The sequence below is a fragment of the Rufibacter glacialis genome (assembly GCF_008271745.1).
Taxonomy (GTDB): Bacteria; Bacteroidota; Bacteroidia; order Cytophagales; family Hymenobacteraceae; genus Nibribacter; species Nibribacter glacialis.
In genome coordinates this window covers 39,874-60,556 of sequence record NZ_VKKZ01000025.1, presented here as the reverse complement: position 1 = coordinate 60,556, position 20,683 = coordinate 39,874, and the positions used below count along the sequence as shown (strand labels likewise).

22 protein-coding genes are annotated in these 20,683 nt (G+C 51.5%); 10 read left to right on the top strand and 12 right to left on the bottom strand.

Features of this window, described 5'->3' with window-relative positions; genetic code table 11:
* Positions 1-196: 196 nt before the first annotated feature.
* The gene (locus tag FOE74_RS19385) at positions 197-1,042 is read right to left on the bottom strand and encodes a universal stress protein (RefSeq protein WP_149100297.1); all 846 of its coding nucleotides are present in this window, start codon (positions 1,040-1,042) and stop codon (positions 197-199) included.
* Positions 1,043-1,323: 281 nt separating this feature from the next.
* On the opposite strand from FOE74_RS19385, the gene FOE74_RS21510 reads away from it, so the two are divergent.
* Both FOE74_RS21510 and FOE74_RS21505 read left to right on the top strand, forming a co-directional pair.
* Positions 1,324-1,581, top strand: a complete 258-nt coding sequence (locus FOE74_RS21510; protein WP_225840898.1) for a hypothetical protein — start codon at positions 1,324-1,326, stop codon at positions 1,579-1,581.
* Positions 1,536-1,733: a hypothetical protein gene (locus FOE74_RS21505; RefSeq protein ID WP_225840897.1), complete on the top strand. Its 198-nt coding sequence runs from the start codon at positions 1,536-1,538 to the stop codon at positions 1,731-1,733. The genes FOE74_RS21510 and FOE74_RS21505 overlap by 46 nt, the downstream gene beginning before the upstream one ends.
* 170 nt (positions 1,734-1,903) lie before the next feature.
* Here FOE74_RS21505 and FOE74_RS19375 read toward each other — a convergent pair whose 3' ends face one another.
* The 3 genes from FOE74_RS19375 to cysC all read right to left on the bottom strand — a co-directional run bounded on the left by FOE74_RS19375 (position 1,904) and on the right by cysC (position 5,040).
* Positions 1,904-3,373 carry a M28 family peptidase gene (locus FOE74_RS19375; RefSeq protein ID WP_149100296.1) on the bottom strand — a complete coding sequence of 490 codons (1,470 nt, stop codon included), beginning with the start codon at positions 3,371-3,373 and terminating at the stop codon, positions 1,904-1,906.
* A 166-nt stretch (positions 3,374-3,539) separates the two neighbouring features.
* Positions 3,540-4,331, bottom strand: coding sequence for a 3'(2'),5'-bisphosphate nucleotidase CysQ (gene cysQ, locus FOE74_RS19370; protein ID WP_149100295.1), 792 nt, complete (start codon positions 4,329-4,331; stop codon positions 3,540-3,542).
* 82 nt (positions 4,332-4,413) lie between these two features.
* Positions 4,414-5,040, bottom strand: a complete 627-nt coding sequence (gene cysC, locus FOE74_RS19365; protein WP_149100294.1) for an adenylyl-sulfate kinase — start codon at positions 5,038-5,040, stop codon at positions 4,414-4,416.
* A 205-nt stretch (positions 5,041-5,245) separates the two neighbouring features.
* Here cysC and FOE74_RS19360 point away from each other — a divergent pair, with 205 nt between their 5' ends.
* Positions 5,246-6,139 (top strand): sulfotransferase domain-containing protein, encoded by an 894-nt coding sequence (locus FOE74_RS19360; RefSeq protein WP_149100293.1) that lies wholly within the window; start codon positions 5,246-5,248, stop codon positions 6,137-6,139.
* Positions 6,140-6,142: 3 nt separating this feature from the next.
* Here the strand turns inward: FOE74_RS19360 and FOE74_RS19355 are convergent, their stop codons facing one another.
* From FOE74_RS19355 to FOE74_RS19345, 3 genes are all read right to left on the bottom strand, one after another.
* Positions 6,143-6,616, bottom strand: a complete 474-nt coding sequence (locus tag FOE74_RS19355) for a hypothetical protein (protein ID WP_149100292.1) — start codon at positions 6,614-6,616, stop codon at positions 6,143-6,145.
* A gap of 76 nt (positions 6,617-6,692) precedes the next feature.
* Positions 6,693-7,151, bottom strand: coding sequence for a hypothetical protein (locus tag FOE74_RS19350; RefSeq protein WP_149100291.1), 459 nt, complete (start codon positions 7,149-7,151; stop codon positions 6,693-6,695).
* Between the two features lie 217 nt (positions 7,152-7,368).
* Positions 7,369-7,683: a hypothetical protein gene (locus FOE74_RS19345; protein ID WP_149100290.1), complete on the bottom strand. Its 315-nt coding sequence runs from the start codon at positions 7,681-7,683 to the stop codon at positions 7,369-7,371.
* Between the two features lie 41 nt (positions 7,684-7,724).
* Between FOE74_RS19345 and FOE74_RS19340 the strand changes: the two genes are divergently transcribed.
* On the top strand, positions 7,725-8,864 hold the full coding sequence (locus tag FOE74_RS19340; protein WP_149100289.1) for a glycoside hydrolase family 26 protein: 1,140 nt from the start codon (positions 7,725-7,727) through the stop codon (positions 8,862-8,864).
* Between the two features lie 336 nt (positions 8,865-9,200).
* Here FOE74_RS19340 and FOE74_RS19335 read toward each other — a convergent pair whose 3' ends face one another.
* The 3 genes from FOE74_RS19335 to FOE74_RS19325 form a co-directional block, all read right to left on the bottom strand.
* The gene (locus FOE74_RS19335; RefSeq protein WP_149100288.1) at positions 9,201-10,406 is read right to left on the bottom strand and encodes a DUF2382 domain-containing protein; all 1,206 of its coding nucleotides are present in this window, start codon (positions 10,404-10,406) and stop codon (positions 9,201-9,203) included.
* An 81-nt stretch (positions 10,407-10,487) separates the two neighbouring features.
* Positions 10,488-10,961 (bottom strand): YsnF/AvaK domain-containing protein, encoded by a 474-nt coding sequence (locus FOE74_RS19330; protein WP_149100287.1) that lies wholly within the window; start codon positions 10,959-10,961, stop codon positions 10,488-10,490.
* A gap of 531 nt (positions 10,962-11,492) precedes the next feature.
* Entirely contained in the window at positions 11,493-12,722 is a 1,230-nt protein-coding gene (locus FOE74_RS19325; protein ID WP_188687010.1) for a DUF2382 domain-containing protein, read from the bottom strand.
* 577 nt (positions 12,723-13,299) lie between these two features.
* Here FOE74_RS19325 and FOE74_RS19320 point away from each other — a divergent pair.
* The 5 genes from FOE74_RS19320 (at position 13,300) to FOE74_RS19300 (ending at position 17,400) form a co-directional block, all read left to right on the top strand.
* Positions 13,300-13,500 (top strand): hypothetical protein, encoded by a 201-nt coding sequence (locus FOE74_RS19320; RefSeq protein WP_149100285.1) that lies wholly within the window; start codon positions 13,300-13,302, stop codon positions 13,498-13,500.
* 364 nt (positions 13,501-13,864) lie between these two features.
* Entirely contained in the window at positions 13,865-14,275 is a 411-nt protein-coding gene (locus tag FOE74_RS19315) for a hypothetical protein (protein ID WP_149100284.1), read from the top strand.
* A 292-nt stretch (positions 14,276-14,567) separates the two neighbouring features.
* A complete protein-coding gene (locus tag FOE74_RS19310; RefSeq protein WP_149100283.1) occupies positions 14,568-14,849 on the top strand; it encodes a hypothetical protein in 282 nt (93 codons plus the stop codon).
* Positions 14,850-14,938: 89 nt separating this feature from the next.
* Positions 14,939-15,847 carry a YihY/virulence factor BrkB family protein gene (locus tag FOE74_RS19305; RefSeq protein ID WP_149100282.1) on the top strand — a complete coding sequence of 303 codons (909 nt, stop codon included), beginning with the start codon at positions 14,939-14,941 and terminating at the stop codon, positions 15,845-15,847.
* A 218-nt stretch (positions 15,848-16,065) separates the two neighbouring features.
* Positions 16,066-17,400 (top strand): NAD(P)/FAD-dependent oxidoreductase, encoded by a 1,335-nt coding sequence (locus FOE74_RS19300; protein ID WP_149100281.1) that lies wholly within the window; start codon positions 16,066-16,068, stop codon positions 17,398-17,400.
* A 186-nt stretch (positions 17,401-17,586) separates the two neighbouring features.
* Here the strand turns inward: FOE74_RS19300 and FOE74_RS19295 are convergent, their stop codons facing one another.
* Both FOE74_RS19295 and FOE74_RS19290 read right to left on the bottom strand, forming a co-directional pair.
* A complete protein-coding gene (locus tag FOE74_RS19295) occupies positions 17,587-18,078 on the bottom strand; it encodes an ankyrin repeat domain-containing protein (RefSeq protein ID WP_149100280.1) in 492 nt (163 codons plus the stop codon).
* Positions 18,079-18,898: 820 nt separating this feature from the next.
* A complete protein-coding gene (locus tag FOE74_RS19290) occupies positions 18,899-19,333 on the bottom strand; it encodes a response regulator (protein WP_149100279.1) in 435 nt (144 codons plus the stop codon).
* 163 nt (positions 19,334-19,496) lie between these two features.
* Here FOE74_RS19290 and FOE74_RS19285 point away from each other — a divergent pair, with 163 nt between their 5' ends.
* A complete protein-coding gene (locus FOE74_RS19285; RefSeq protein WP_149100278.1) occupies positions 19,497-20,591 on the top strand; it encodes a PAS domain-containing sensor histidine kinase in 1,095 nt (364 codons plus the stop codon).
* Positions 20,592-20,683: the final 92 nt, after the last annotated feature.

Here is a 20,683-nt window from a genome sequence, read left to right as displayed (position 1 = left end):
GATGGATTTTGACAAGTTTTTCATCCCAGATTGAATACCTTTCACCCCAACTGAAAATTAAATCAAAGATTAGATCCTTACAAAAAAAAAGAGGGCCGGGCTATTAATCCTGCTCTCTGGGTAAGGTAGGCCTATTACCCCGGCTTTTGAGGCAGCGCCTGGTGTTTGACCTTGATGTTCTAAGTCTTGTTACCGTTTAGAATCTGATTTTTTTAGGATGGATCACCAGCAGGGGCACCTGCGCCGGATAGGTGGGCTCCTGGAACTCTGGCCCCACCAGCTGTTGCCAGGCAGGGGTGGAGTGGGCGCCCACCACCAGCAAATCGGTTCTCTGGCTCTGGCAGAACTCTGTGATTCCTTCCTCTACCGAAGCGTTGACCACTATGTGCTGACTGGTGCGGGCGTAGGGGAGGCGTTTACAGATCCTTTCCAGTTCTTCTTGCACAAACTGCCGGGTAGTGGGTTCTTCTTTAGGCAGTACATACAACACCTGCAGTTGCGCCCCAAAGTAAGAAGCCAACTGTAGAACCAAGGCCATGTCAGAAGGAGAGAAGCCGCGCAAATCCGTGGCCAGCACCATACGTCTGATGGGCTTAAAGCTCGTGTGGGCCGGAACAACCAAAACCGGACAGGGTGCCTGCTGAATCACCTGGGCCCTGACAGACGGTCTTTCACTGATGCTGCCACCTCTTTTAGAGGCGGAACCAAGCACAATAAAATCTGCCCGCTCTTCTTCTGCTAAAGTGATGATAGAGGGGACAATCTCTCCCTGCCGCAGTTTGGTGTCATAGGTAGCCAAGTGGTCATTCTGCTCCAGGTAGCTCAGGAGGCGCTTCAGTTGCGTGCGGGCCGCTTTCTTTTTGCCCTTGCCTTCCTCTGCCCCTTGTTCCTGACCCGCCATCACCAGTTCTGCCTCTACCGGTTCAGATAAAGTATGCATCACCACCATGCGCGATTGCATGCGCTGGCCAATCTCATCAGCGTAATGAATTGCGTTCTCAGCAAGGGAAGAAAAATCGGTGGCACATATAAAGGTTCCCATAAAAATTTAGCTTTTAATAAGGAAGTAATTTCAGCGGTAAAATGTTCCCAAAAAATGATTTTTATAAGGAAATAATAGAAATTTGGCAAGGAAGGTGAAGAAAATGTGCTTTTCTGATAGTTTACCTCCTTTATTTTGCCAAACTGGGTTAAAAGAAAGGCGAATCCTGGCGCTTGGTCCAATTCAGGTGCCTACCACGTTAGGGCCCAAAGAGTTGAGGGGCGAGGAAACTGTCATATAAACTCTACCTTTGGCCTACCTAATTACCAATTGTCGCTGCCATGGCCTTCTACCTATTTTATGAATCTGACTTTTACCGCATAGAGGTAGATGAGGAGAAAGACCTGCTGAGGGCAGAATGGCTACGGCCGGTAGATGAGAAAGAAATGATCACAGGGGGCACCATGCTCTTTAACACCTTGCGTGATTCTGGGGTGCAAAACGCCGTGGCCAACGCCAAGGCCATAGGGGCCTTATCTGCGGAGGCGAAGGAATGGTGGCGGGAGTTTTCTATGGCCTGCTCTCGCAGACGCGGTTAAAGAAACTAGCCCGGGTATTGCCGGATAACCTGTTCCACCAACTGGGGCTGGAATCAGTGGTCACGCGGGCGCAGACCACGGGAACCGTTAAATTTGAAGTCCGTAACTTTTCACAGGAAACAGAGGCGGCCCAATGGCTGCAAATTTCCTAGCTTAGATTTCCTTTATCCTAAAGGGGTGTTGTTAAAGTGCCCAGGGAAGTCCGTCTTGAATAGTGCTTCCTTTTTGCATAAAACCATTTATCCCCGCTTTGGACCTGTTTTCAAAAAACAGGCCCAAAGCGGGGATAAATGGTTAAGTAGTTGAAGCTATTCCCTGAAGCTTAGTCGTTCCAGCGCCATTCGCCGGCTATCTTGAGGGGTTCTTTGAGGTTGTTCTGGAGCAGGAAAGCTTTGGTTTCAGCGTCTGAGAGGCGCTTGGCCGGGATGGTGGCTGCATCGGCGAGGCCGTACAACAACATGGTGCTGAACCGCACGGTGTTCTTGAGCTGCTGCTCGTTGACCAGGGAAAAGGAATCACAGTCGGCGTGGTAGCAGTCACCGGCCCCGGTAGGCAGTTTTCCGCCCGAGGACCCGCCCGTAGGAATGCCGTGCAGCATGAACGGCTGATGGTCTGAGTGCAGCCCGGCCCGGGCACTGAAGCTGTTCAGGAAAGTGGTATCAATCTTGGCCGCGATGGCCCCAATAGACTGGAACAGCTCGCGGCAGGCTTCCTGGCTGGCGGTATAGCCTTTGGGGTCATTGGTCATGTCATAGTTGAGCATGAAGGCCATCTGGGCCAGGGTGTTGTTTTTCTGGGCCTCCTGAATATAGGCCTCTGAGCCCAGCAGACCTTCCTCTTCGCCCATGAACATGACAAACTCAATGGTGCGCTTGGGGCGCAGCTTCAACGCCTGAAAGGTGCGGGCCATGTCCAGCACGGAGAAAGACCCTATGCCGTTGTCAATGGCACCAGTAGCCAAATCCCAGGTGTCCAGGTGGCCTCCTATCACTATTTTCTCCTGCGGAAGCGAGGTGCCTTTGAGGGTGGCGATTACGTTCCGGGCCTTTATCTTGCCTGAGAAGTTGGTCATGTCTATCTTGGCCGTGAGCGGCTGTGACTGCAGCTGTTCTTTGAGGCGCATCCCGTCTTCGCGGCCAATGCACACCGCCGGAATAGGAATCAGCTTGCCCGTGACAGAGGCCGTTCCGGTGAGCAGCGTACCGCCGGCCACGGTGTTGATAATGATGATGCCGGTGGCACCGTTGTTGATGGCCAGCGCGGTTTTCTCAGAGCGGTGCAGGCTGCGGGTGCCTTCGGGCGAGCCCGGCAACACGCCTAGGTACACCAGGGCCACCTTTCCTTTCACGGCGTTGGGCTTAGCCTTATAATCCGCTTCCAGTCCGTTGCCCATGTCTACCACCTGGCCGGTTAGATTTATTTTCACAGGCGAATGGGCCAGTGACACGGATTTAATGGGTTGCAGGCGCGCCGCCTCAGAGCCTACCTGTAACGTTAGTTTACCGCGGCTCCAGCTTTCCACCTCAAAGGGCTGGTAGCGCACATCAGAAAAGCCGTAGGTTTTGAAGAGGCGGTACGCGAATTCCTCGGCCTTTTTCCCGTTCTCCGAGCCGGTCATGCGGTGGCCAATGGTCTCTGAGGCTGTTTTCAGGGAAGAGTAGGCTTTTGAATGGGCCTGCACCTCGGCATTGATTTTCTGGAAAATAGCAGGCCAGGCCTTGTCCTGGGCAAAGGAGTAAAAGGAAGTTAATACGGCCAAGGCAGCCAGCGCCACGGATTTCTTCTGCAACATGCGGGAATTGGTTTGATAGATGGAAGCCGGAAGATATAAGTTTGCCGCTTAGTTACCAACCCAGCTTTCCCAGCCCAGGAGAGCTATCCTGATTTAGGCATGGTTTTCAGAAAACAGGCGCAAAAGAAATCCCACTGCCAGCCAGAACCACAGGAACCGTACCTTTTTAAAAGGCCAGGAACGAAGGGTTGAGCAAAGAAGGCTTGTTGTAGGTTAACTCTCCGGAAAGGTCTGGCAGGTAAATGCCCTGCCCCAAAGCCGAAAGCAACGCGTGGGCAGCGGCGGTGTCCCATTCCATGGTGGGTGCAAACCGCGGGTACAGATCCGCTTTCTGCTCGGCCAGTAGCATGAACTTGAGCGAGCTGCCCATGCTCACCAACTCCACCTGTTGAAACTGCTGGATGAAGGCCTCTGTCTCTGGGGTGCTGTGGGTGCGGGAGGCAATGATTCTGACCGATGGGAGCTGGCGCAAGGCATCTAAAGTTCTCTTCTGGGCCAGGGGAGCCAGGGGTTGGGAGATTCCTCTCTCTATTTTGTAAACCCCGGTGAAAAGGCTGCCGGCATACAGGGTGTCCAGAACGGGGGCATAGACTACGCCGGCCACCGGTTTGGTGTTCTGCATGAGCGCAATGTTCACAGTGAACTCGCCATTGCGTTTGATAAACTCCTTGGTACCGTCTAAAGGGTCTACCAGCCAGTACCAGGGCCACAAGGTTCTTTGGTCATACGCCAGTTGCGCCCCTTCCTCAGAGAGAATGGGTAACCCCAAGGGGGCCAGGTGCCGGTTAATCACCGAGTGCGCCGCCTGGTCCGCGCGGGTGAGGGGAGAAGCGTCGTCTTTGTATTCAACTTCAAAGTCAGCGGAAGCATAGATAGACAAGATAGCCTGGCCAGCTTCTAGGGCTGCGGTCTGGGCAGTTTTCAGCAATTCAGGAAGGTGGAGTTCAGGGGAAATCATGCGTTGTTGGGAAAATAGAAAAGGAGGGGTTTTTAGAAAAAGACCCGCTAAAGGCTGGAAGAAGGAGGATTGAAATGACGCGTCAGACCTCGTGGGAGGAAGCGGTGGTCACAACGTTGGCCGGTAGCACCAGGGGCTCTACCAGGGCAATGATCTTGCGCAATGATTCCTCAATAGACTCTTCTGCGGTTCGTACCTCTACGTCTGAATAGAGCGGCGCCTCATACGGGGCACTGATGCCGGTGAAGTTTGGGATAAGGCCTTGCCGCGCTTTGGCGTACAGCCCCTTGGTGTCGCGCTCTTCGCAGGTGGCCAGGGAAGCATTCACGTACACCTGCAGGTAGCGGTCTTCGCCCACTATTTCCTTTACCAGTTGGCGCTCCTCTTCATACGGCGAGATGAACGCGCAGATGACCAACATGCCGGCGTCTAGCATGAGTTTGGCTACCTCAGCCACCCGGCGCAGGTTTTCTTTACGGTCTGCTTCTGAAAAACCCAAGTCCCGGTTGAGCCCCTGCCGCACGTTGTCGCCATCCAGCAGGAACACCTTGCCGCCTTGGTGGAACAGGTAATGCTCCAGCCGGAGCGCCAGGGTGGTTTTGCCCGAGCCGGAAAGCCCGGTGAGCCATACCAGTTTGGGTTCCTGCCCCATCCTTTCCTTTCGTTGCCGGATGTTTATCTTAGATTCAAAGGGGAACAGGTTTTTCATGATCTACGAAAAGGGTGAAGGTTTTAGGTGCTTTTTTAGCCTTCTACGCCAAAAACGGCCCGGAAGCTGCCCTTTCCTTTTGCCTCACAAGATACTGCAAGGAGACCAAACTCTTAGCCTGGTTCTAACTGGGAACGGAAGGGGCGGGTAAAACCTTTGGCCGGGGATTCCGTCAGGTAGGGGAACCATCCAAAACCCAAGGCACATGCATATTCTGCAAGGCGGCGCACCTAAGTGCGGAAACTTCTGGCTGTACCAGATCATCCAGGAAGTCCTGATCAGGTCTGGCCACCCCTCCCAAAGCTTTATCCAGCGCCACCCCATCTATGAACTGGCCCAGACCTGGGACCTCAATTACCCCAGCCAGCCCAGCATTGACGTGCTGGACATCACGGATTTGCAGGACAGTTACCGCATCAGCAGCATTTTCAGGATGCCCATAGAGAACCTGGCCCAGTACGTGCAGCAAACGAACCACGTCTGGACCCATTCACCGGTTTGTAAACGCAGCGGCGACGTCTTCGGGTTGTTTGACAAAAAGGTGTACATTCTGCGGGATCCCCGGGACCGGGCCATCTCGGCGGCCAAGTATTACTGCTCAGAGTACATGCTCAAGTATTATCCCCAGCCCATCCGGGACCCTGAGGAATACCTGGAGAAACACTTTGATGCGCTCATGCAGGAATGGGTCTGGCACGTGTTTGACCACCTTAAGCTAAGCCAGCAGCACCAAATCCACATCACCTTATATGAGGCCTTCCTTTTGGATTTCCGGCAGGAACTGAACCGCTTGCTAGCTTATTTAGGCCTTGAGCTGGATCAGCGGCAGCAGGAAGAGATGGAGGTGGCCATGAGTTTCTCTACCCTGAAGCAGAAAAACCCCAAGCACCTGAAAAAAGGGCAGGCCGGTTACTGGATGGAGCAACTTACCCAGGAGCAGACCGAAAGAGCCGCCGTTATTGCAGGGCCCTTGCTGCGCTACCTGAACTACCCTCTGCAGAAAGGGGAACCGATGGCGTATGCGAACCAGTTACCCGCTATTGATTTCGAGGACCTGAAGCAGGAGATCATTGCCTCGCAGGCGCCGTTATATGCCTGATTTTTACCAAACGCCTACCTGCCGGCCCACGGTTTTCAACTGGCCAATGTGGTAGCCGTTGTGGTGCAAAGTGGTCATGGCGGCCCAGGCCAAGGTTTTGCCGTTCGGGTACACCTGGAATAAGTCAGTGGAGGGGTTCTGCACCAGTTGCACCATTTCTTCCTGTTCCTGCTCAAAGGCATCTATGGCGGTGTTCCACTCGTGGGCTGTTGGCGGCTCATGGTTAGGAGGCCAGTGGGCATCTGGCCAGATCTCCAGGTTGCTGAGCGGGTCTTTCATGAACTGCAGCAGGGTGTGTTGCCGGGCCTGCATGTGGCCCAGCAGAATCCAGGCGGAGAAATGGAGGCCGGGCAATAGAATGCCCGCTTTGTCATAGTGAAACTCGCGTAGCAGGATCACATTGGGGGCAAAGCCGCCGCGTAAAAGCTCAACCATGTGTTCCCGGATCAGGGAGTGGGGGATGTCAACTTCAGCCATAGGTAACGGCAAGGGAATAGGGACGCTTGCCAGGGGGAAGAAACGGGAATCTGCGTGCTTGGGTTTACGGCTGGGCTTAATCCTGGGAAAAAGCGTGGTCTAACTCGTATTCAGAGAAAAGCCATTCCTGGGCTGCCTCCTTGGTGGTAAAAGACTCAAATTTGGTTTTCAAACTCACCTCTTGCAGATTGGCCAGGGTATTGTAGATGCGGTGCATGTCAAGCAAGGCAATGCTTTCTTTGGAGGAAAGGCGGGCAAACTTCTTGAGGGGGGAAATCTGGAGCAGAGGCGCCATTTCACGCATGACCCAGTTCTGAGCCGAGAATTCCAGGAAAGGGATAATCTTGGCATCGCTCAACCAGTATTCCCCTTTTATATCAAGCGCAATGGTAGCAGCCGTGCGGAAGGATTCCTGGAACTGGGTCGTAGAAGGGGAAGAAACCCACTCTAACTGGATGTATTTTACATTTAAGTCAACTTCGATCAGGAGAAAATCGTCCTGGTACACAAGTTGGGGTTGGAGATCAATATGCATAATAAGCCTAAGTCTCTTACGGAGAACAAATGGTAGCTACATGATATTGTGTCTGTCTGCTCAAGCAAGTTATGTAAAAACAGAAAAGATAGCATCCTCTTTATGTTAAACTGGTAAAAAAATATATTGGTGCTTGAAACAATTGATTGGTTTCTAAGGAGCTAAGGCTTTTCCTTGCCGTCACTTTTTTTGCTTCACCTGTTGAGAATAACTAGGATTAGGTGCCGCAAAAGCGGTTTTCTGGTGGAAATGCAGGCACTACTCCCTGAAAATTTGGGCTTGCAGGAGCTGGGGAACGGCTGGTTTCACCTGCAGGAACCCCTGTTTGTTGAAGCTCTTTCCCTGCCATGGCAACTCCGCTTTGCTTTTCCAGATAGATTCGGGAAGTGCCGGGTTTGCCATTCTCCCTGATAGTGGAAAGCACCAGATACCCTAAAAAGGGAGCCGTCAATGGAAGGCTGAAGAAAGGAATGGGAGTAGGACAAAGTTCTGGCAGAAAATTACCTTTCCAGACAAGAAAAACCTGGGGCAAGGTGTTATCTTGCTTCTTTACGTGTCTCTTAAATTTTCATTATGCACGCAAGAAGCACTGTGTTGTTATTACTGGCTCTTTCCTTCCTCTTTGGTTGCGCCGGGTCAAAACCCATAGATAGAAAAGCCAGCGCTGAAACCAAGGCGCTGTACCGAAACTTAGGCAAACTAGCCAAGAAACATACCCTGTTCGGGCACCAGCACGCCACCGAGTATGGGCACGGCTGGTCTGGCCAAAGAAACCGGTCCGACGTGAAATCTGTGACAGGGTCCCATCCGGCCGTGGTGGGAGTAGACTTCAGCGGTTTTTCTGGGCGTTCAGCAGAGGAAATCCAGATTGCCAAAGAGGCGGTGCGCCAGAATGTGGTAGATACCTACAACCGCGGGGGAGTGACCACGGCGGCATGGCATTTCTCAAACCCGGTGGCCAAGGGCGGTTTCTACTGGGTGGATTCCCTTTCCCTGCCGGCGGTGAGTTATCTTATTCCAGGCGGGGCAGCCCATGAGCAATACAAAGAGATTCTGCAGGGCATCGGGGATTGGGCCCACACGGTGAAAGGAGCCGATGGGAAACTGGCGCCGGTGATTTTCAGGCCCTTCCATGAATTTGACGGCGGTTGGTTCTGGTGGGGCAAGCCCTATACCAGCCGCGAAGATTTTATCTCGCTGTGGCAATTCACGGTGTCTTACCTCAGAGACAGCCTGCAGGTGCACAATTTCCTGTACGCTTTTTCCCCGGATAACAGATTCTCCTCTGAAGCGGAGTTCCTGGAGCGTTACCCCGGAGACAAATGGGTGGACATGGTGGGCATGGACAACTATGGGGACATGGGCCGCGACCGCTTTGCCCTGGATACGGCCGCCTTCAAACTCAAGATAGTGGCAGACTATGCCCAAAAGGCGAAGAAATTGGCCGCCTTCACAGAAACCGGCCTGGAATCAATCCCAGACCCCACCTGGTGGACCAAAACCTTGTTGCCCACCATGAGGAAATACCCCATGCGCTTGTCTTATGTATTGGTGTGGCGCAATGATTCGCGCAGCCCCACCCATTACTATGCCCCATTCCCCGGCCAGGTAAGCGTGCCAGACTTCCTGAAATTCTACCAGGACCCGTACACGCTTTTTGAAAACGACCTCAAAAACATCTACCACCGCAAACGGTTCCTGGGAATCTTTTAAGTCTAAACAATTGGCTTGAACACTCCCTACCTAATAACCTCTTTCAGGCGTGTTTTCAAAGAAATAGGCCTGAAAGGAAGGTGAGAGAAAATACGCAAGTATCACAAAAGGGCAGGGAAGAATGGAAGTGCCCAGGGGGTTCACCTAGAGGAAGGAATCCTGCTTGGCAGGTAGAGAAAAAAGAGATTAAAGCTGCCAAGGGCTCCATGTGAGAGGATGCGTTTTAGGGCTGATTTAAAAAAAAGGCCTTAGTTTCCCTGGTAATCAAAGATGAAAAAGGCGGTCTCTGTTTTTAGAGGCCGCCTTTTCCATATAAAGCAATGGTGGAGCAGAGCCCTATAGCAAGGGGTTCCGGTCGTTGTTCAGGTTATTCCGATCGTTGTTCAGGTTATCGCGGTCACGGTCGCGGTCTGGATCCAGGCCGGTACGGTCGCGGTTTACGTCAGAGTCCAGGTCATTGTTGAGGCGGTTCCGGGAGGCATCTGAATGCAGGTCATCTATGTCTACCTCAGTGGAACGAACGGTGTCTCTGATAACCTCGTCGCGTTCTTCCACCTCTTTGCCCAGGGAGATTTCTTCTACCACGCGGGCTTCTTTGTTGACCACGGGTACTTCTGCATGTTCGGTCAATTCAATCTCGCCTTCTCTGAATCCGTTGAAATCTGCCTCTGTGGCTGGTCTGTCTACTGCGTGGCGCTCTACCCGCACGTGCTCTGAACGCAGGCGTAGGTGTTCTTCCACCGGACGCTCTACAATTCTGCTGCGCAGGCGGGCGCCACCGGTCTCAATCTCACGTTTCCCTACTTGCAGGTTTTCCTCAATAATAGGAATGGAAGTGGAATCTGTGAGATCAGAACGGGTGGTGTCTGAGGTGCCACCTGTAAGAGAGGAGGTGGAGTCTGAAAGGGATGTGTTAGTAGTGCTTCCAGCGTAGGTATTGTCAGTACCTCCGGAGAAGGTGGAATCTGCGCCAGTACCGGTTAATGAAGAATTGCTTCGGTCAGAGTCGCTGCCTGTAATATCATTGCCCATTGTTCCGCTGCCCATGGCACTGCCGGCAAAAGCCCCGCTACCTAACGTTCCACTACCTGTAGAACTGCTCCGGTAGCCATATTGCTCGGCCCGTTGGTCTACGTCTACAGACCCGTATTGGTCTAAGATGGTGGCTGCCCTGCGGGCTTCTTCGTCTGTCTGGGCATGTACGGTCACAATGCAGTCTGAATGCCGGGCCACGTTGGAGTACGTGGTGGCGCTGTCATCATCATCACTGAACAAAGACCGGAAAAAGCCGCCAATGCCGTCATTGTCATCTTTGTCCCGGCTGGAAGAAGAACCGCCCGAAGAGGAAGTGCCGCTGCCATAGCCTGTGCTAGAGGAACTAGAGGAAGTGGAGCCAGAGCCGTAGTCTGACCCGCTGGAAGAGGAGGAACTAGCGCTGGATACATCAATCCGGTCTTCGGAGATGCCCATGTCTTTCAATTCACGTACCGCTTGATTTGCTTCAGATGAGCTATCAAAGATGCCTATTACTGTCTTTGTCATAGTTTTAGTTTTTGTGTTAGTTATGGATAATGAATAGTAAAACGGGGCCTGGCTCCGGGGCCGAAAAGCAACGGAATCTGGTTAATAGCTGGTGGTATCTGAGTCGTCTGGGGAAAGCCGCTCAATCCTTATCTCCTCTTTGCGGAGGTTGACTTGTTGCACGTTCTGGGTTTGCACCTTGTTTTTAGTGATGTGCAGTTCTTCCACCACCATCAGGCGTTTCTCTACTACCATTACCTCCTGTACAATAGGAATGATCATGGTATCACCTTCATATCTGATGGGCGGCGGCGGCGAGTCAACGTATTGATTGACAGGCACCCGTTGAATGTCATGTTCTTCCTGGATCAAGGGTATGTTGACCGGTACTTCCTGTTCACTGATGACTTTGGTAAGCCGGACACTCCCTTTTTCCACCACTTTTTTCTCTAAGTGCACACGCTCCTCAATCACCGGAATGGTGATGGGCTGCGTCTGGTTCTGAGGGGTGGGGTCTGCTGGAGAAGGGTGGGCCCTTCCATAAGATTCATTCTCTGGGTGCCGTTCCTGGTTCATTTGTTTTCTTCTTTGCTAACCTTAACGAGCTTGTAGAAAGGAGGTTTCTTAAAATGGTAAAAAAAATTGTATTTAATTAATTTGTCAGAAGCTATAAAAAAAGATTCTCTAAACCGTGGTTGACTAAAAATAGTTTACAAAATGCTGATATGCAGTAGTGTGTGGATTGAGTAGTGGTGAAGGGGGAAGGGCAGAGGTTGTGTGCCTTGTGTAAAATTTTGAATATATGTAAAATGTATATCTTTAATATTTATTATACTAAAAAGGTAAAAATATAATTTCATTTGGCAGGAATAGGGGTGATCTGTTTCGCCAAGGGATGCCCTGCTAAAGAAAACCAGGAATGTCCAAGGTTTTTTGAGGGCTGAGAAAAAAAGCAGACAAACGCCCGTTGATTTCCCTTTGAACAAATGGCTAAGCTGAGGCCAGCGATTTACCTCCCCTTTTTTCAAAATGCCAGCAAAAGGCAATCTAAGCTTTAGGCCCAGAGGCGAGATGCCGCAGTTAATAGAAGTGTCCGTCTGGATAAGCCTAGGAAGGAGGTGTTGGTTCTGAGGGGTTGTGTTGGGGAGAAATGCCTTCTATCTGGATATCTGTTTTCCGGACGGTTTCATAGATGGTTTCTTCCTGTATCTCCACATCTTTGGCAATGGTGATTTCCTCTACCACGTGCGCCTCTTTGGTAAGCACAGGAACTTCCGCGAATTCCTTTAACTCCAAAGTGCCCTCCTGGAAGAAGCCAAAACCGGGTTCCGTAGTTGTTCTGTCAAAGGGAATCTGTTCTAGGTGCACGTGTTCCTGGGTAGGGGACTGGGGCTCCTGGTGAAGGCTTTCTCTCTGAGGAAATGGGTGCTCCTGGTTATTTAGGCCCGTTTCCTGCTGAGGCAAAGCATCCTGGTTCCGTACCACGGGAATGGAAACAGGGGAGGACGCAAAGTTAGGAGTGGTTTGGGTCTGGGCTGCCGTTTTCTCTACCTGAATATCCAGTTCAGCTCCTCGGCGGGTGTTGAGGATGGCCGCCGCCCGGTTAGCTTCCTCTGGGGAAAAGGCTCGCACCACTACCAGGGCCTGGCTCTGGTGTAGTTTCTCTTCAAAGGTGGCCGCTTCTTCCTGGGTAGAGAACAGGGAGTAAAAGAAGTCATCAAACGCAGTCCCGGTATCTCCTCTTCCGGCTGCGCCAGGGGCCGGTCGCACTGCCGCATCTATGTCTTCCTCAGAAAAGCCGCTGGCCGTTAATTCCCTGGTGACCCTGGCCACGCTTTCCGCGTCAGGGAAAAGACCTATTACGTTTTTAGCTCCTCGGTTCCGGTACAGGTTGCGTTGGTTGAATTGCTCCTGGCGGTAAAATTCTGGGCTGTGGGTTTCCCCCTGGGGTACGGGTGCGTTCTCTGGTCTGGTTTCTCCGGAAAACACCCGTTGCACCGCCCTTTCCATTTCCTGGTTCAACGTGTGTCTGTGGTAGGTGGGCAGGGCTTGCCATTGAGTGGCCTCTGCTTCAGGAATCGTGACAACGTCTTCCGCAGCGTGTAACTGGGCCAAACCAATGGGAACTAAAACCGGACGCGGGTCCAGGTTCAGGGCATTTCCCGTGAGGTCTACCACCGCATACCTGACTTTTCTGGCTTGGGGGTCACAGAGAAGCTCCTTCACATTGCCCAACAGGTTGCCTTGCCTATCGCTCACTTTCCAACCCCTGATGTCTTCTTCCCCTTTGGCTACCGAAAAATCACTGTGGCCAAGCTCCTGTAGATGATATTCCATTTTTGCGTTTCCCTTGTTTTCCATAGTGGTTGCCTTTGCTTCTTATGCCTCCTGAAAGAGAAAGGCAGTTGACCAGTTCTGCTAAAGGATAGAAATTAGAACGTGTGTTACCTGCCCCTTGCCCTTCAAAACTCCTGATGCGGTGAATGAACAAGTTTACGGACAGAGAAGGGAGTGGTTGGACTAAGTCTTGGACATAAACGGGAGGGGGAGAATAAATAGCAGGTAGGAGATCCTTTGGATTTATTGGAATAAATAAGAAAAAAGGTTTGCTGAATTATATTAAAAATTGGAATAGTAGTAAAATTTATGCATGGTTTACTTGTTGGGAGATATTTTAGATTGAATTGAAATAAAATAAGATTAAAATGTCCTCCTAAGTAGGTTGTTTTTAGTAAGCTTTCTCCGGTTAAGAATATAATTATGCCTGTCGTAACGGATGGGGTGCCCCTTAGGGGAAAATACGAAACAACTTCGGTTTGTACGGTAAAACATTGATGTTGAAGGGGTAATATGATTATTTGATTTGATTTCCTTATTTTAGATACGTCTTGTAACGCTGAAAAAATTGAATTGTATGAAGAGGAAGATACCAGTAGAGACGGTGTTGTATATCATTAAGAAGGCGGACTTGTCGGTTTGTTCAGGCGCCGTGGATTTTATAAATAGCTTAGATTTTTACCAATATTCCCAAGAAGAGTTAAAGGACATAAGTGATGTGCTCACGGAGCGCATCTCCATGTTCATCCGGTTAGAGCCATTTCCGGGAAAATCCTGAGTTTCCTTTTCCAGGCTTCTTTTCCCAAACCAGGTCTAAAAACACTAAGGCAGTGGGACCTCCCATTCTGGGGTCTAGGTTCTGCTTTGGGATTCCCTTTTTTCAATCTTCTACTATAGAAGATGCCTCGGTCATTGTTTTATTCCAATGTCCCTTTACGGGATGGAAAGGGGGTGCTTCCTGCAATTGGGAAATTAGTTTTGCAGCCGTTTATAGCAAAATGGCTTTAAAACACGTGGGCGGCAGAAGCTCTTTTTAGGTGTTTGGGGAGGAACAAAGCACATCTGCTTCCGTAAGAAAACGGAAACGTCTAAGCCTGTGGTCAGGCAGAAGCTATTTTCCACCCCTTAATTCCATTACTATTATGTGGCAACCCATTTCCCGGCCAGTGCACGGCATTGCTGATGTGGCCTATATTCCAGCGGTGGCTTGTGCCCCAGAAACAGTAGGCTTTACCGAAGAGCAAACTGCCACCACCTTGTGTAGGGCCATCAGCGGAGGCACGTTGGTGTCGGCGTTGGTGACCAAGGCAGAGTGGGGAGCGGTACAGGTGATGCCCTACAAGGCCCACTTAGCCATTGACTTTGCCACCAGCGTTTTTAGTTTGGCGGCCCCTTGGGTTTTCGGGTTTTCCCGGAACACGAAAGCCCGCAATACCTTTCTAGCCATGGGCCTGACGGGACTAGTGGTAGGGTTGTTGTCACGGCCCGAGGAAATGGATCCGGAAAGGGTGCGCACTTTGAAAAGAAGGGCAGACGCCTTGCCAGCCATGTAATGGCTTCAAAGACCTCTTCCTGGTTCCTTATTCCGAGCCTTTCCCCGTTTAGGGCCTCTTTTTCTGAAAGAATCCCTAAACGGGGAAAGGCTTCTTTGCGGTTGTGCTATCCCTTTTTGCAGGAGCCTCACTTGCCTGGGTTACACCGAGTTCCAGGAAGAGTACCTTCATCAGAAGGTCTGTTGGCAGCGCCGTGGGTTGGGATAAATGGCCGGGGTTGCCGTGCGGCCCCTAGGAACAACTTTTAAGCCTAAGACGTAAGAAACAGCAGTGTTCACTTAAAATAAAGAAAATGAAGACCTTATACAAAACAAATGTAGCCCCTCTGGCTTTTGTCCTTCTCTTCCCGTTCCTGGTGGGTTGTTCCTCTTTTTCCGGGTCAGGAAGTTCCTCCAATGATCCTATGGTGGTAGAACAACAGCATAGGGTAGAGTCACTGAAATCAGAAGTGAAAAGGGCAGAGCAAGAAACCAAAGATGCGCAACAGCGGGAAAGAGCCGCGAAAAGTAGGCTGAAAGCCGCCCAAGATGAATTGAAGGTGTACCAGAATGAAGCGAAAAGAAGATCCAGCTAATCTGGCCCCTTTCGCCATTTCCTGGGTGTTAATTGCCCACTCCATTTACCGCCCCCGTTTGTAAGAGTACCGCTTTACGTTTACCTGCCATGGCCTCCCGCTGGAAGTACACCTGGAACCTGACCAAAACCACTTTAAAGGAATTTGCTCAGGACAAGCCCTTGGATTACGCCGCCATCATTGGCTTCTATACTATTTTCTCTATGCCCGCCGTCCTGATTATTGTGATCAGAATTGCCGGGGCAGCCTTTGGCCAGGATGCGGTGCAGGGGCAGGTGGTTAAGCAGATCAGCGGGCTGGTGGGACACGACAGCGCAGAGCAGATCCAGACCATTATCCGGAACGCCAGCCAATCCTCGGCCAGTACCCTGGGCACCATCATTGGCGTGGGTACCATGGTGTTTACCGCCACCACGGTTTTTGTGGCCCTGCAAGACGCCCTCAATGCCATGTGGCACGTGAAAGCGAAACCAGAAAAAGCCTGGCTCAGCGTGATCGTGAGCCGGGTGCTGTCTCTGGCCATGGTAGTGAGCATGGGCTTTTTGTTGCTGGTCTCGCTGAGCATTGAGATTATCCTGGGCGTTTTCCATGACTTCCTGCAAAGGCAATTCTCTTTTCTGGCCGTGTACCTTGTTGATGCGGGCAACCTGCTGGTGTCTTTCCTGATCAGTGTGGCCATATTCGCTACGGTGTACAAGGTCTTGCCAGACGCCAAGATCAGGTGGAAGCACGTGTGGGTAGGGGCCACGGTCACGGCCATTCTCTTTGTGATAGGGAAATACCTGCTCAATATCTACCTCCAGTTTGACCCCTTGGCAGATACCTATGGCGCGGCGGGATCCGTGGTCTTGCTGCTGGTGTGGGTGTATTACACTTCCATCATTTTTCTGCTGGGTGCAGAGTTCACCTACGTGTATTCACGGGAGAAAGACAAAGGTGTAAAACCTGTGGAGCACGCCGTGAAAGTGGAGAACCACGAGGTGGAAAAAGAAGAATAGAGGCTGAAACCCCCTGAGCAAAGTCTTAGTTCAAGGCCTTTAAACCGGAACTCGCATCCCTTTCCTCTCCCTGAAGCCAGCACAAACTAGGGTCATGCCAGGCACAAGGGCTTTACCAGATAACCACAAGGCTCACCTGGCAGTATACCTGGGGCTGGCGCCCCTTTCCAGGTCAGGGAATAGGAGGTCCAGTCCTGAGAAACCCCACATAGGAGAATATGGTAAATTATGCAAGAATAGCCACCACCGGTCAGCCCAAGGTGGTGATCATTGGCGGGGGCTTTGGCGGCCTGGAACTGGTGAAGTCCCTTAAAAATGCCCCGGTGCAGGTTATTCTCATTGACAAGCAGAACTACCACACCTTTCAGCCGCTCATGTACCAGGTAGCTACCGCGGGCGTAGAGCCAGACACCATCATCCATCCGTTTAGGAAGATCTTTGAGGACCAGAAGAACTTCTTCTTTCGGCTGGCCGAGGTGCAGCGGGTAGACACCCAGCAGCAGTTGGTGGAAACCAGCATCGGCCTGATCAGGTATGATTACCTGGTCATTGCCACCGGGGCCACCACCAATTATTTTGGAGATGAGCAGATGGAGCAGAATGCCATCGCCATGAAGTCCATTGAAGACGCCATCAGCCTCCGTAACACCATTCTGGCTAACTTTGAGAAGGCCTTGCAGGTAGATGAAGAAGAGCACTTGAACAGCCTCATGGACTATGTGATAGTGGGGGGCGGGGCCACGGGGGTAGAGTTGGCCGGGGCCCTGAGTGAACTGCGCAAGCACGTCTTCCCCAAGGACTATCCAGAGCTGGACTTCAAATCCATGGACATTCACCTGATCCAGAGCGGGGGAGAGCTGTTGAAGGGCATGTCACCGGAAGCCTCCCAGAAGTCTTTGCAGTTTCTGCAGGAAATGGGGGTAGATGTGCTGCTGAACCGGCGGGTGAAGTCGTATGACGGGTATACTGTTACCCTGGACACTGGCGAAACCCTGATCACCCGTACCCTTATCTGGGCCGCCGGCGTAACCGGAAACCCGGTAGCCGGTCTGAGTCCGGAAAGCTTTATCAAAGGGAACCGCCTAAAGGTAGATGTATACAACCGGGTGGAAGGCTATGAGAACGTCTTTGCCTTGGGTGACATTGCCGCCATGGTCACGGCAGAGAACCCGCAGGGGCATCCCATGCTGGCCCAGCCCGCCATTCAGCAGGGAGCCTTATTGGGCCAGAACCTGGTAAACCTGCACGAGGGTAAGCCTTTACAGCCCTTCATCTACAAAGACCAGGGCACTATGGCTACCATAGGCCGCAACAAAGCCGTGGCCGACCTGCGGTTGTTCAAGAAGGAATTCAAATCGCAGGGTTTTCTGGCGTGGCTTATCTGGATGTTCATTCATTTGATTTCCATTGCGGGCTTCCGGAACCGGCTGCTGGTCATGACCAACTGGTTCTGGAACTACTTCACCTATGACTCCGGGAACCGGCTTATCTTGGGTGAAAAACAGGAGAACGCCCCCCTGGCAGAAACTATCACCCACAAAACGGTTATCTGACAAGATTAGCCTAACCATCCAGAAGGGAATGCCAGTTTTCCCGGCTTATTGAAGAGTGAGATGGGCTGAAACAGTTCTGCCCTTTCCGGGGTGTTTCAGGTAAAACACCCCGGAAAGGGCAGCTAGATTTTTAGGAGGAAGGTGGGGGATAGGTTTTTTGGCTAGTTTCAGAAAAATACCGGGAAATCAGACTTCGTGGTGAAGCACTTTTACGGCTTCCTCGTTGCCAATCTTCTCGGCCATTTCCAACGCCGTAAATCCCCGGCTGTCTCTCAGTTCCTGGTTGGCCCCGTGTTCGGCCACCAGTCTTACCAGTTCATGCCGGCCAAACATAGTGGCAAACATGAGGGCGGTACCGCCGCTGTAGTTCTGGATGTTCAGGTCAGCGCCGCGCGCGATGAGTAATTCCGCGATATCGGCGTAGCCTTTAAAGCACAGGCCCATCAAGGCGGTGTTGCCGCTCAGGTCTTGCATGTTTACGTCTGCGCCGGCATCCAGAAGCGCTTTGGTGGCTTCATAATGGCCTTCATAAGACGCCAGAATGAGGGGGGTAAAGCCACGGCCGTTCTGTATGTTGATGTCAACACCTTCTGAGATCAGTTCCTGTATGGTGCCCACGTCTCCTTTACGGGCCGCATCAAACAGAACATCTTCAATTCTAGTCGATGTAAATTCCATATAGCTATAGGTTAGAATGAATGAGGCTCCTATTACGTTAAATATGCAAAAATGACTATGTTTTTACGCTCCCTAAAAGGGAGTGCTTGAATATGAGGGAGAAAAAATAAAAGGGCTGTCTAGCTAGGTACGGGAATTGAGGGGCTGCGGCTAAAAAAGTAAGGGAAAAAGAAGGTCTTCCCCTTTGCCGGATATGAAAGCACCGCCTGCATTTCTGCCACGGATAGGGCGGAAGCCAAAAGCAAAACCTCTGGGGCAGAGCCACCGGAAGAAATTCACCCGATGGCTCTGCCCCAGAGGCTTTGCCAGTACTTTTAAGTGCGAAACGTATTAATCTCTTTTAGAATCCTTCTTCTGTTGTTTCTCCGCCCTTTTTTCCTTCAGGCTCTTGGTAGGTGCTTTTTTAGCATTTTCTTTGGAGGGTGACTTTCCTTTGGCCATAGCAGTAATGTTTACGTGTGGGGTACTTGTTTAAAGGTACAGAATTTAAAAGACATTAAAGGTATCTGCCAGGGCAAACTGTCTTTTTATGATGAGGGGACAATGACTTGGTCCGCTTTTGGCGGGGAAACCGGTGTTGGCAAGCAAGAAAAGGGAGCGTCTGGTTTATACCAGCGGAGGTGCCTTCTTTGCACAAGGCGGAGCTGAAGATATGCGGGGCGCGACTGCCTTAAGGTAAGTGGGTGGAAGGGTACGCATACTACTCCTGAGCCTGGTCCGGGCCTATGGCAGGCGCGGTAGCCAGAGAGAACCTTTGATTTTACCCTATGGCAAAAGAGTGAAAGGCAATTACGCGCCGGGCGCAGCCGGCATTGACGTCTTAATTGGGATAGCTGCGGAACTCAATCAGGTCTAATACCTTTTCGCGGGTGAGGGGTTTGCGTAAATAGGCAGAGACCCCGTATTTTTCGGCCTGTTCCTGGTATAGCCTGTTGCCATAGTAGCTTAGAATCACCACCTTGGGGGTTGGGTGGTTGGGGGAACGCAGCTTGTCTAGCCGCTCCAGAAAGCCGAACCCATCTATGTGGGGCATCCTGATATCCAGAAATAAAAGTTCAGGATACCGGGCGGTACCTTCCCGCTCAGCCAGAATCTCCAGGGCATCTTCGGCGCTAGACGCCGTGGTGACTTTCTCCCCAAGTCCCATAGAGGTGAGTAAGTCCTGGATGAGGAATAAGCTGGACGAATCATCATCAATGACCAGGATCTCTCCGGCATCTAGCTGGTGGTTAGGGATAGGGAATAGGGTAGGCATGGCTGGGGGAGCTTGGTTGAAGGTTCAAAATAATAGTTAAAGATACTAAAATAACCTAAACAGCGACCAAAGAGCAACTTTGTATAGGCATATATAGTAGATACGCGATACCTTTATAATACTGTTTACCTGAGTCTCCCCCAGCTCCTTACTTCTCTCTTATATGCATAACACGTTAGCGCTCCGGCATGCTTCCTTGGTAGAGAAGGCGGCCGAGGCCTTTGAACAAGCCTACTTCCTTTACCACTGCGACCAAGGCAAGCTGCAGTACCTGAACCAGTCCTTCGCCCAGTTGTTTGGGTTATCTGCTCAGGCTGCCTTACAGGACCCTTTTCTTCTGCTGGATAGGGTGCACCCAGAAGACCAGGCCTTCCTGCGGGAGCAGTACCAAAAGATAATGGCCACCGGGGCGCAGGAAGGAATTGAGATACGGGTGAAGGTGCCCGGTCAAGCCCTGAAATGGGTATGTGTCTCCTGCACCCGGGTGGACGAGGGCCAGGACCGTTACCTGGCAGGCTTTGCCACCGATATCACCAAACGGAAAGAGTACCAAAACAATATCCTGAAATTTAATTCCAAAAAGAATTCCACCCTGGAGATTCTCTCGCATGACCTGGCTGCGCCCTTTGCCAATATTGAGGGAATGGTGAGGTTGCTGGAGTTGGAGTTGACCGCAGCCAACCCTGCGGTGATGGAACTGGTCACCTACATCAAAGAGAACGCCAAAAAAGGCTCAGACCTGATCCGGGACTTTGTAGATAATGAGTTTCTGGAATCCTCGCAGGTAGTGCTTCATCTGGAGCGGGTAAACCTGGCCCAGAGAATCTCCATCATGGTGGAGAATTACCAACAGGTAGGCGGTAGTCTGCTGACGAAGAATTTTGTTTTGAATGTACCCTCTGAACCGGTCTTCGCCTACATTGATGTGATGAAATTCATGCAGGTGCTGAACAACCTGGTCTCCAACGCCATCAAGTTCACGTCAGATCATGGCACCATCACTGTCGCGCTGCAGGACCAGGGCCCAACCGTCTTGGTCTCCATCGCAGACAACGGCATAGGTATTCCTGAGGACTTGAAGCCTTTCTTGTTTGACAAGTTCACCAAGGCCAGGAGGAAAGGGGTGCGCGGCGAGAAAAGCGTGGGCCTGGGCATGTCCATCATCAAGAACATAGTGGAGCTTCACCAGGGCATTGTCTGGTTTGAAAGCAAAGAGGGCGAAGGGTCCACCTTCTTTGTGCAGATTCCCAAAAGCTAAGCTAACCGCCCTAAAAGCAAGGCGCGTTGATAGAGAAGGTCTATAGCCCAGGGGTGTCGCTTTACAGGCTATGGGACAAAGATTCGGGTTTC

Coding starts and splice junctions, on each gene's coding strand:
- FOE74_RS19385 (WP_149100297.1), bottom strand. CDS start 1,042: ATGGGAACCTTTATATGTGCCACCGATTTTTCTTCCCTTGCTGAGAAC.
- FOE74_RS21510 (WP_225840898.1), top strand. CDS start 1,324: ATGGCCTTCTACCTATTTTATGAATCTGACTTTTACCGCATAGAGGTA.
- FOE74_RS21505 (WP_225840897.1), top strand. CDS start 1,536: ATGGTGGCGGGAGTTTTCTATGGCCTGCTCTCGCAGACGCGGTTAAAG.
- FOE74_RS19375 (WP_149100296.1), bottom strand. CDS start 3,373: ATGTTGCAGAAGAAATCCGTGGCGCTGGCTGCCTTGGCCGTATTAACT.
- cysQ (WP_149100295.1), bottom strand. CDS start 4,331: ATGATTTCCCCTGAACTCCACCTTCCTGAATTGCTGAAAACTGCCCAG.
- cysC (WP_149100294.1), bottom strand. CDS start 5,040: ATGAAAAACCTGTTCCCCTTTGAATCTAAGATAAACATCCGGCAACGA.
- FOE74_RS19360 (WP_149100293.1), top strand. CDS start 5,246: ATGCATATTCTGCAAGGCGGCGCACCTAAGTGCGGAAACTTCTGGCTG.
- FOE74_RS19355 (WP_149100292.1), bottom strand. CDS start 6,616: ATGGCTGAAGTTGACATCCCCCACTCCCTGATCCGGGAACACATGGTT.
- FOE74_RS19350 (WP_149100291.1), bottom strand. CDS start 7,151: ATGCATATTGATCTCCAACCCCAACTTGTGTACCAGGACGATTTTCTC.
- FOE74_RS19340 (WP_149100289.1), top strand. CDS start 7,725: ATGCACGCAAGAAGCACTGTGTTGTTATTACTGGCTCTTTCCTTCCTC.
- FOE74_RS19335 (WP_149100288.1), bottom strand. CDS start 10,406: ATGACAAAGACAGTAATAGGCATCTTTGATAGCTCATCTGAAGCAAAT.
- FOE74_RS19330 (WP_149100287.1), bottom strand. CDS start 10,961: ATGAACCAGGAACGGCACCCAGAGAATGAATCTTATGGAAGGGCCCAC.
- FOE74_RS19325 (WP_188687010.1), bottom strand. CDS start 12,722: ATGGAATATCATCTACAGGAGCTTGGCCACAGTGATTTTTCGGTAGCC.
- FOE74_RS19320 (WP_149100285.1), top strand. CDS start 13,300: ATGAAGAGGAAGATACCAGTAGAGACGGTGTTGTATATCATTAAGAAG.
- FOE74_RS19315 (WP_149100284.1), top strand. CDS start 13,865: ATGTGGCAACCCATTTCCCGGCCAGTGCACGGCATTGCTGATGTGGCC.
- FOE74_RS19310 (WP_149100283.1), top strand. CDS start 14,568: ATGAAGACCTTATACAAAACAAATGTAGCCCCTCTGGCTTTTGTCCTT.
- FOE74_RS19305 (WP_149100282.1), top strand. CDS start 14,939: ATGGCCTCCCGCTGGAAGTACACCTGGAACCTGACCAAAACCACTTTA.
- FOE74_RS19300 (WP_149100281.1), top strand. CDS start 16,066: ATGGTAAATTATGCAAGAATAGCCACCACCGGTCAGCCCAAGGTGGTG.
- FOE74_RS19295 (WP_149100280.1), bottom strand. CDS start 18,078: ATGGAATTTACATCGACTAGAATTGAAGATGTTCTGTTTGATGCGGCC.
- FOE74_RS19290 (WP_149100279.1), bottom strand. CDS start 19,333: ATGCCTACCCTATTCCCTATCCCTAACCACCAGCTAGATGCCGGAGAG.
- FOE74_RS19285 (WP_149100278.1), top strand. CDS start 19,497: ATGCATAACACGTTAGCGCTCCGGCATGCTTCCTTGGTAGAGAAGGCG.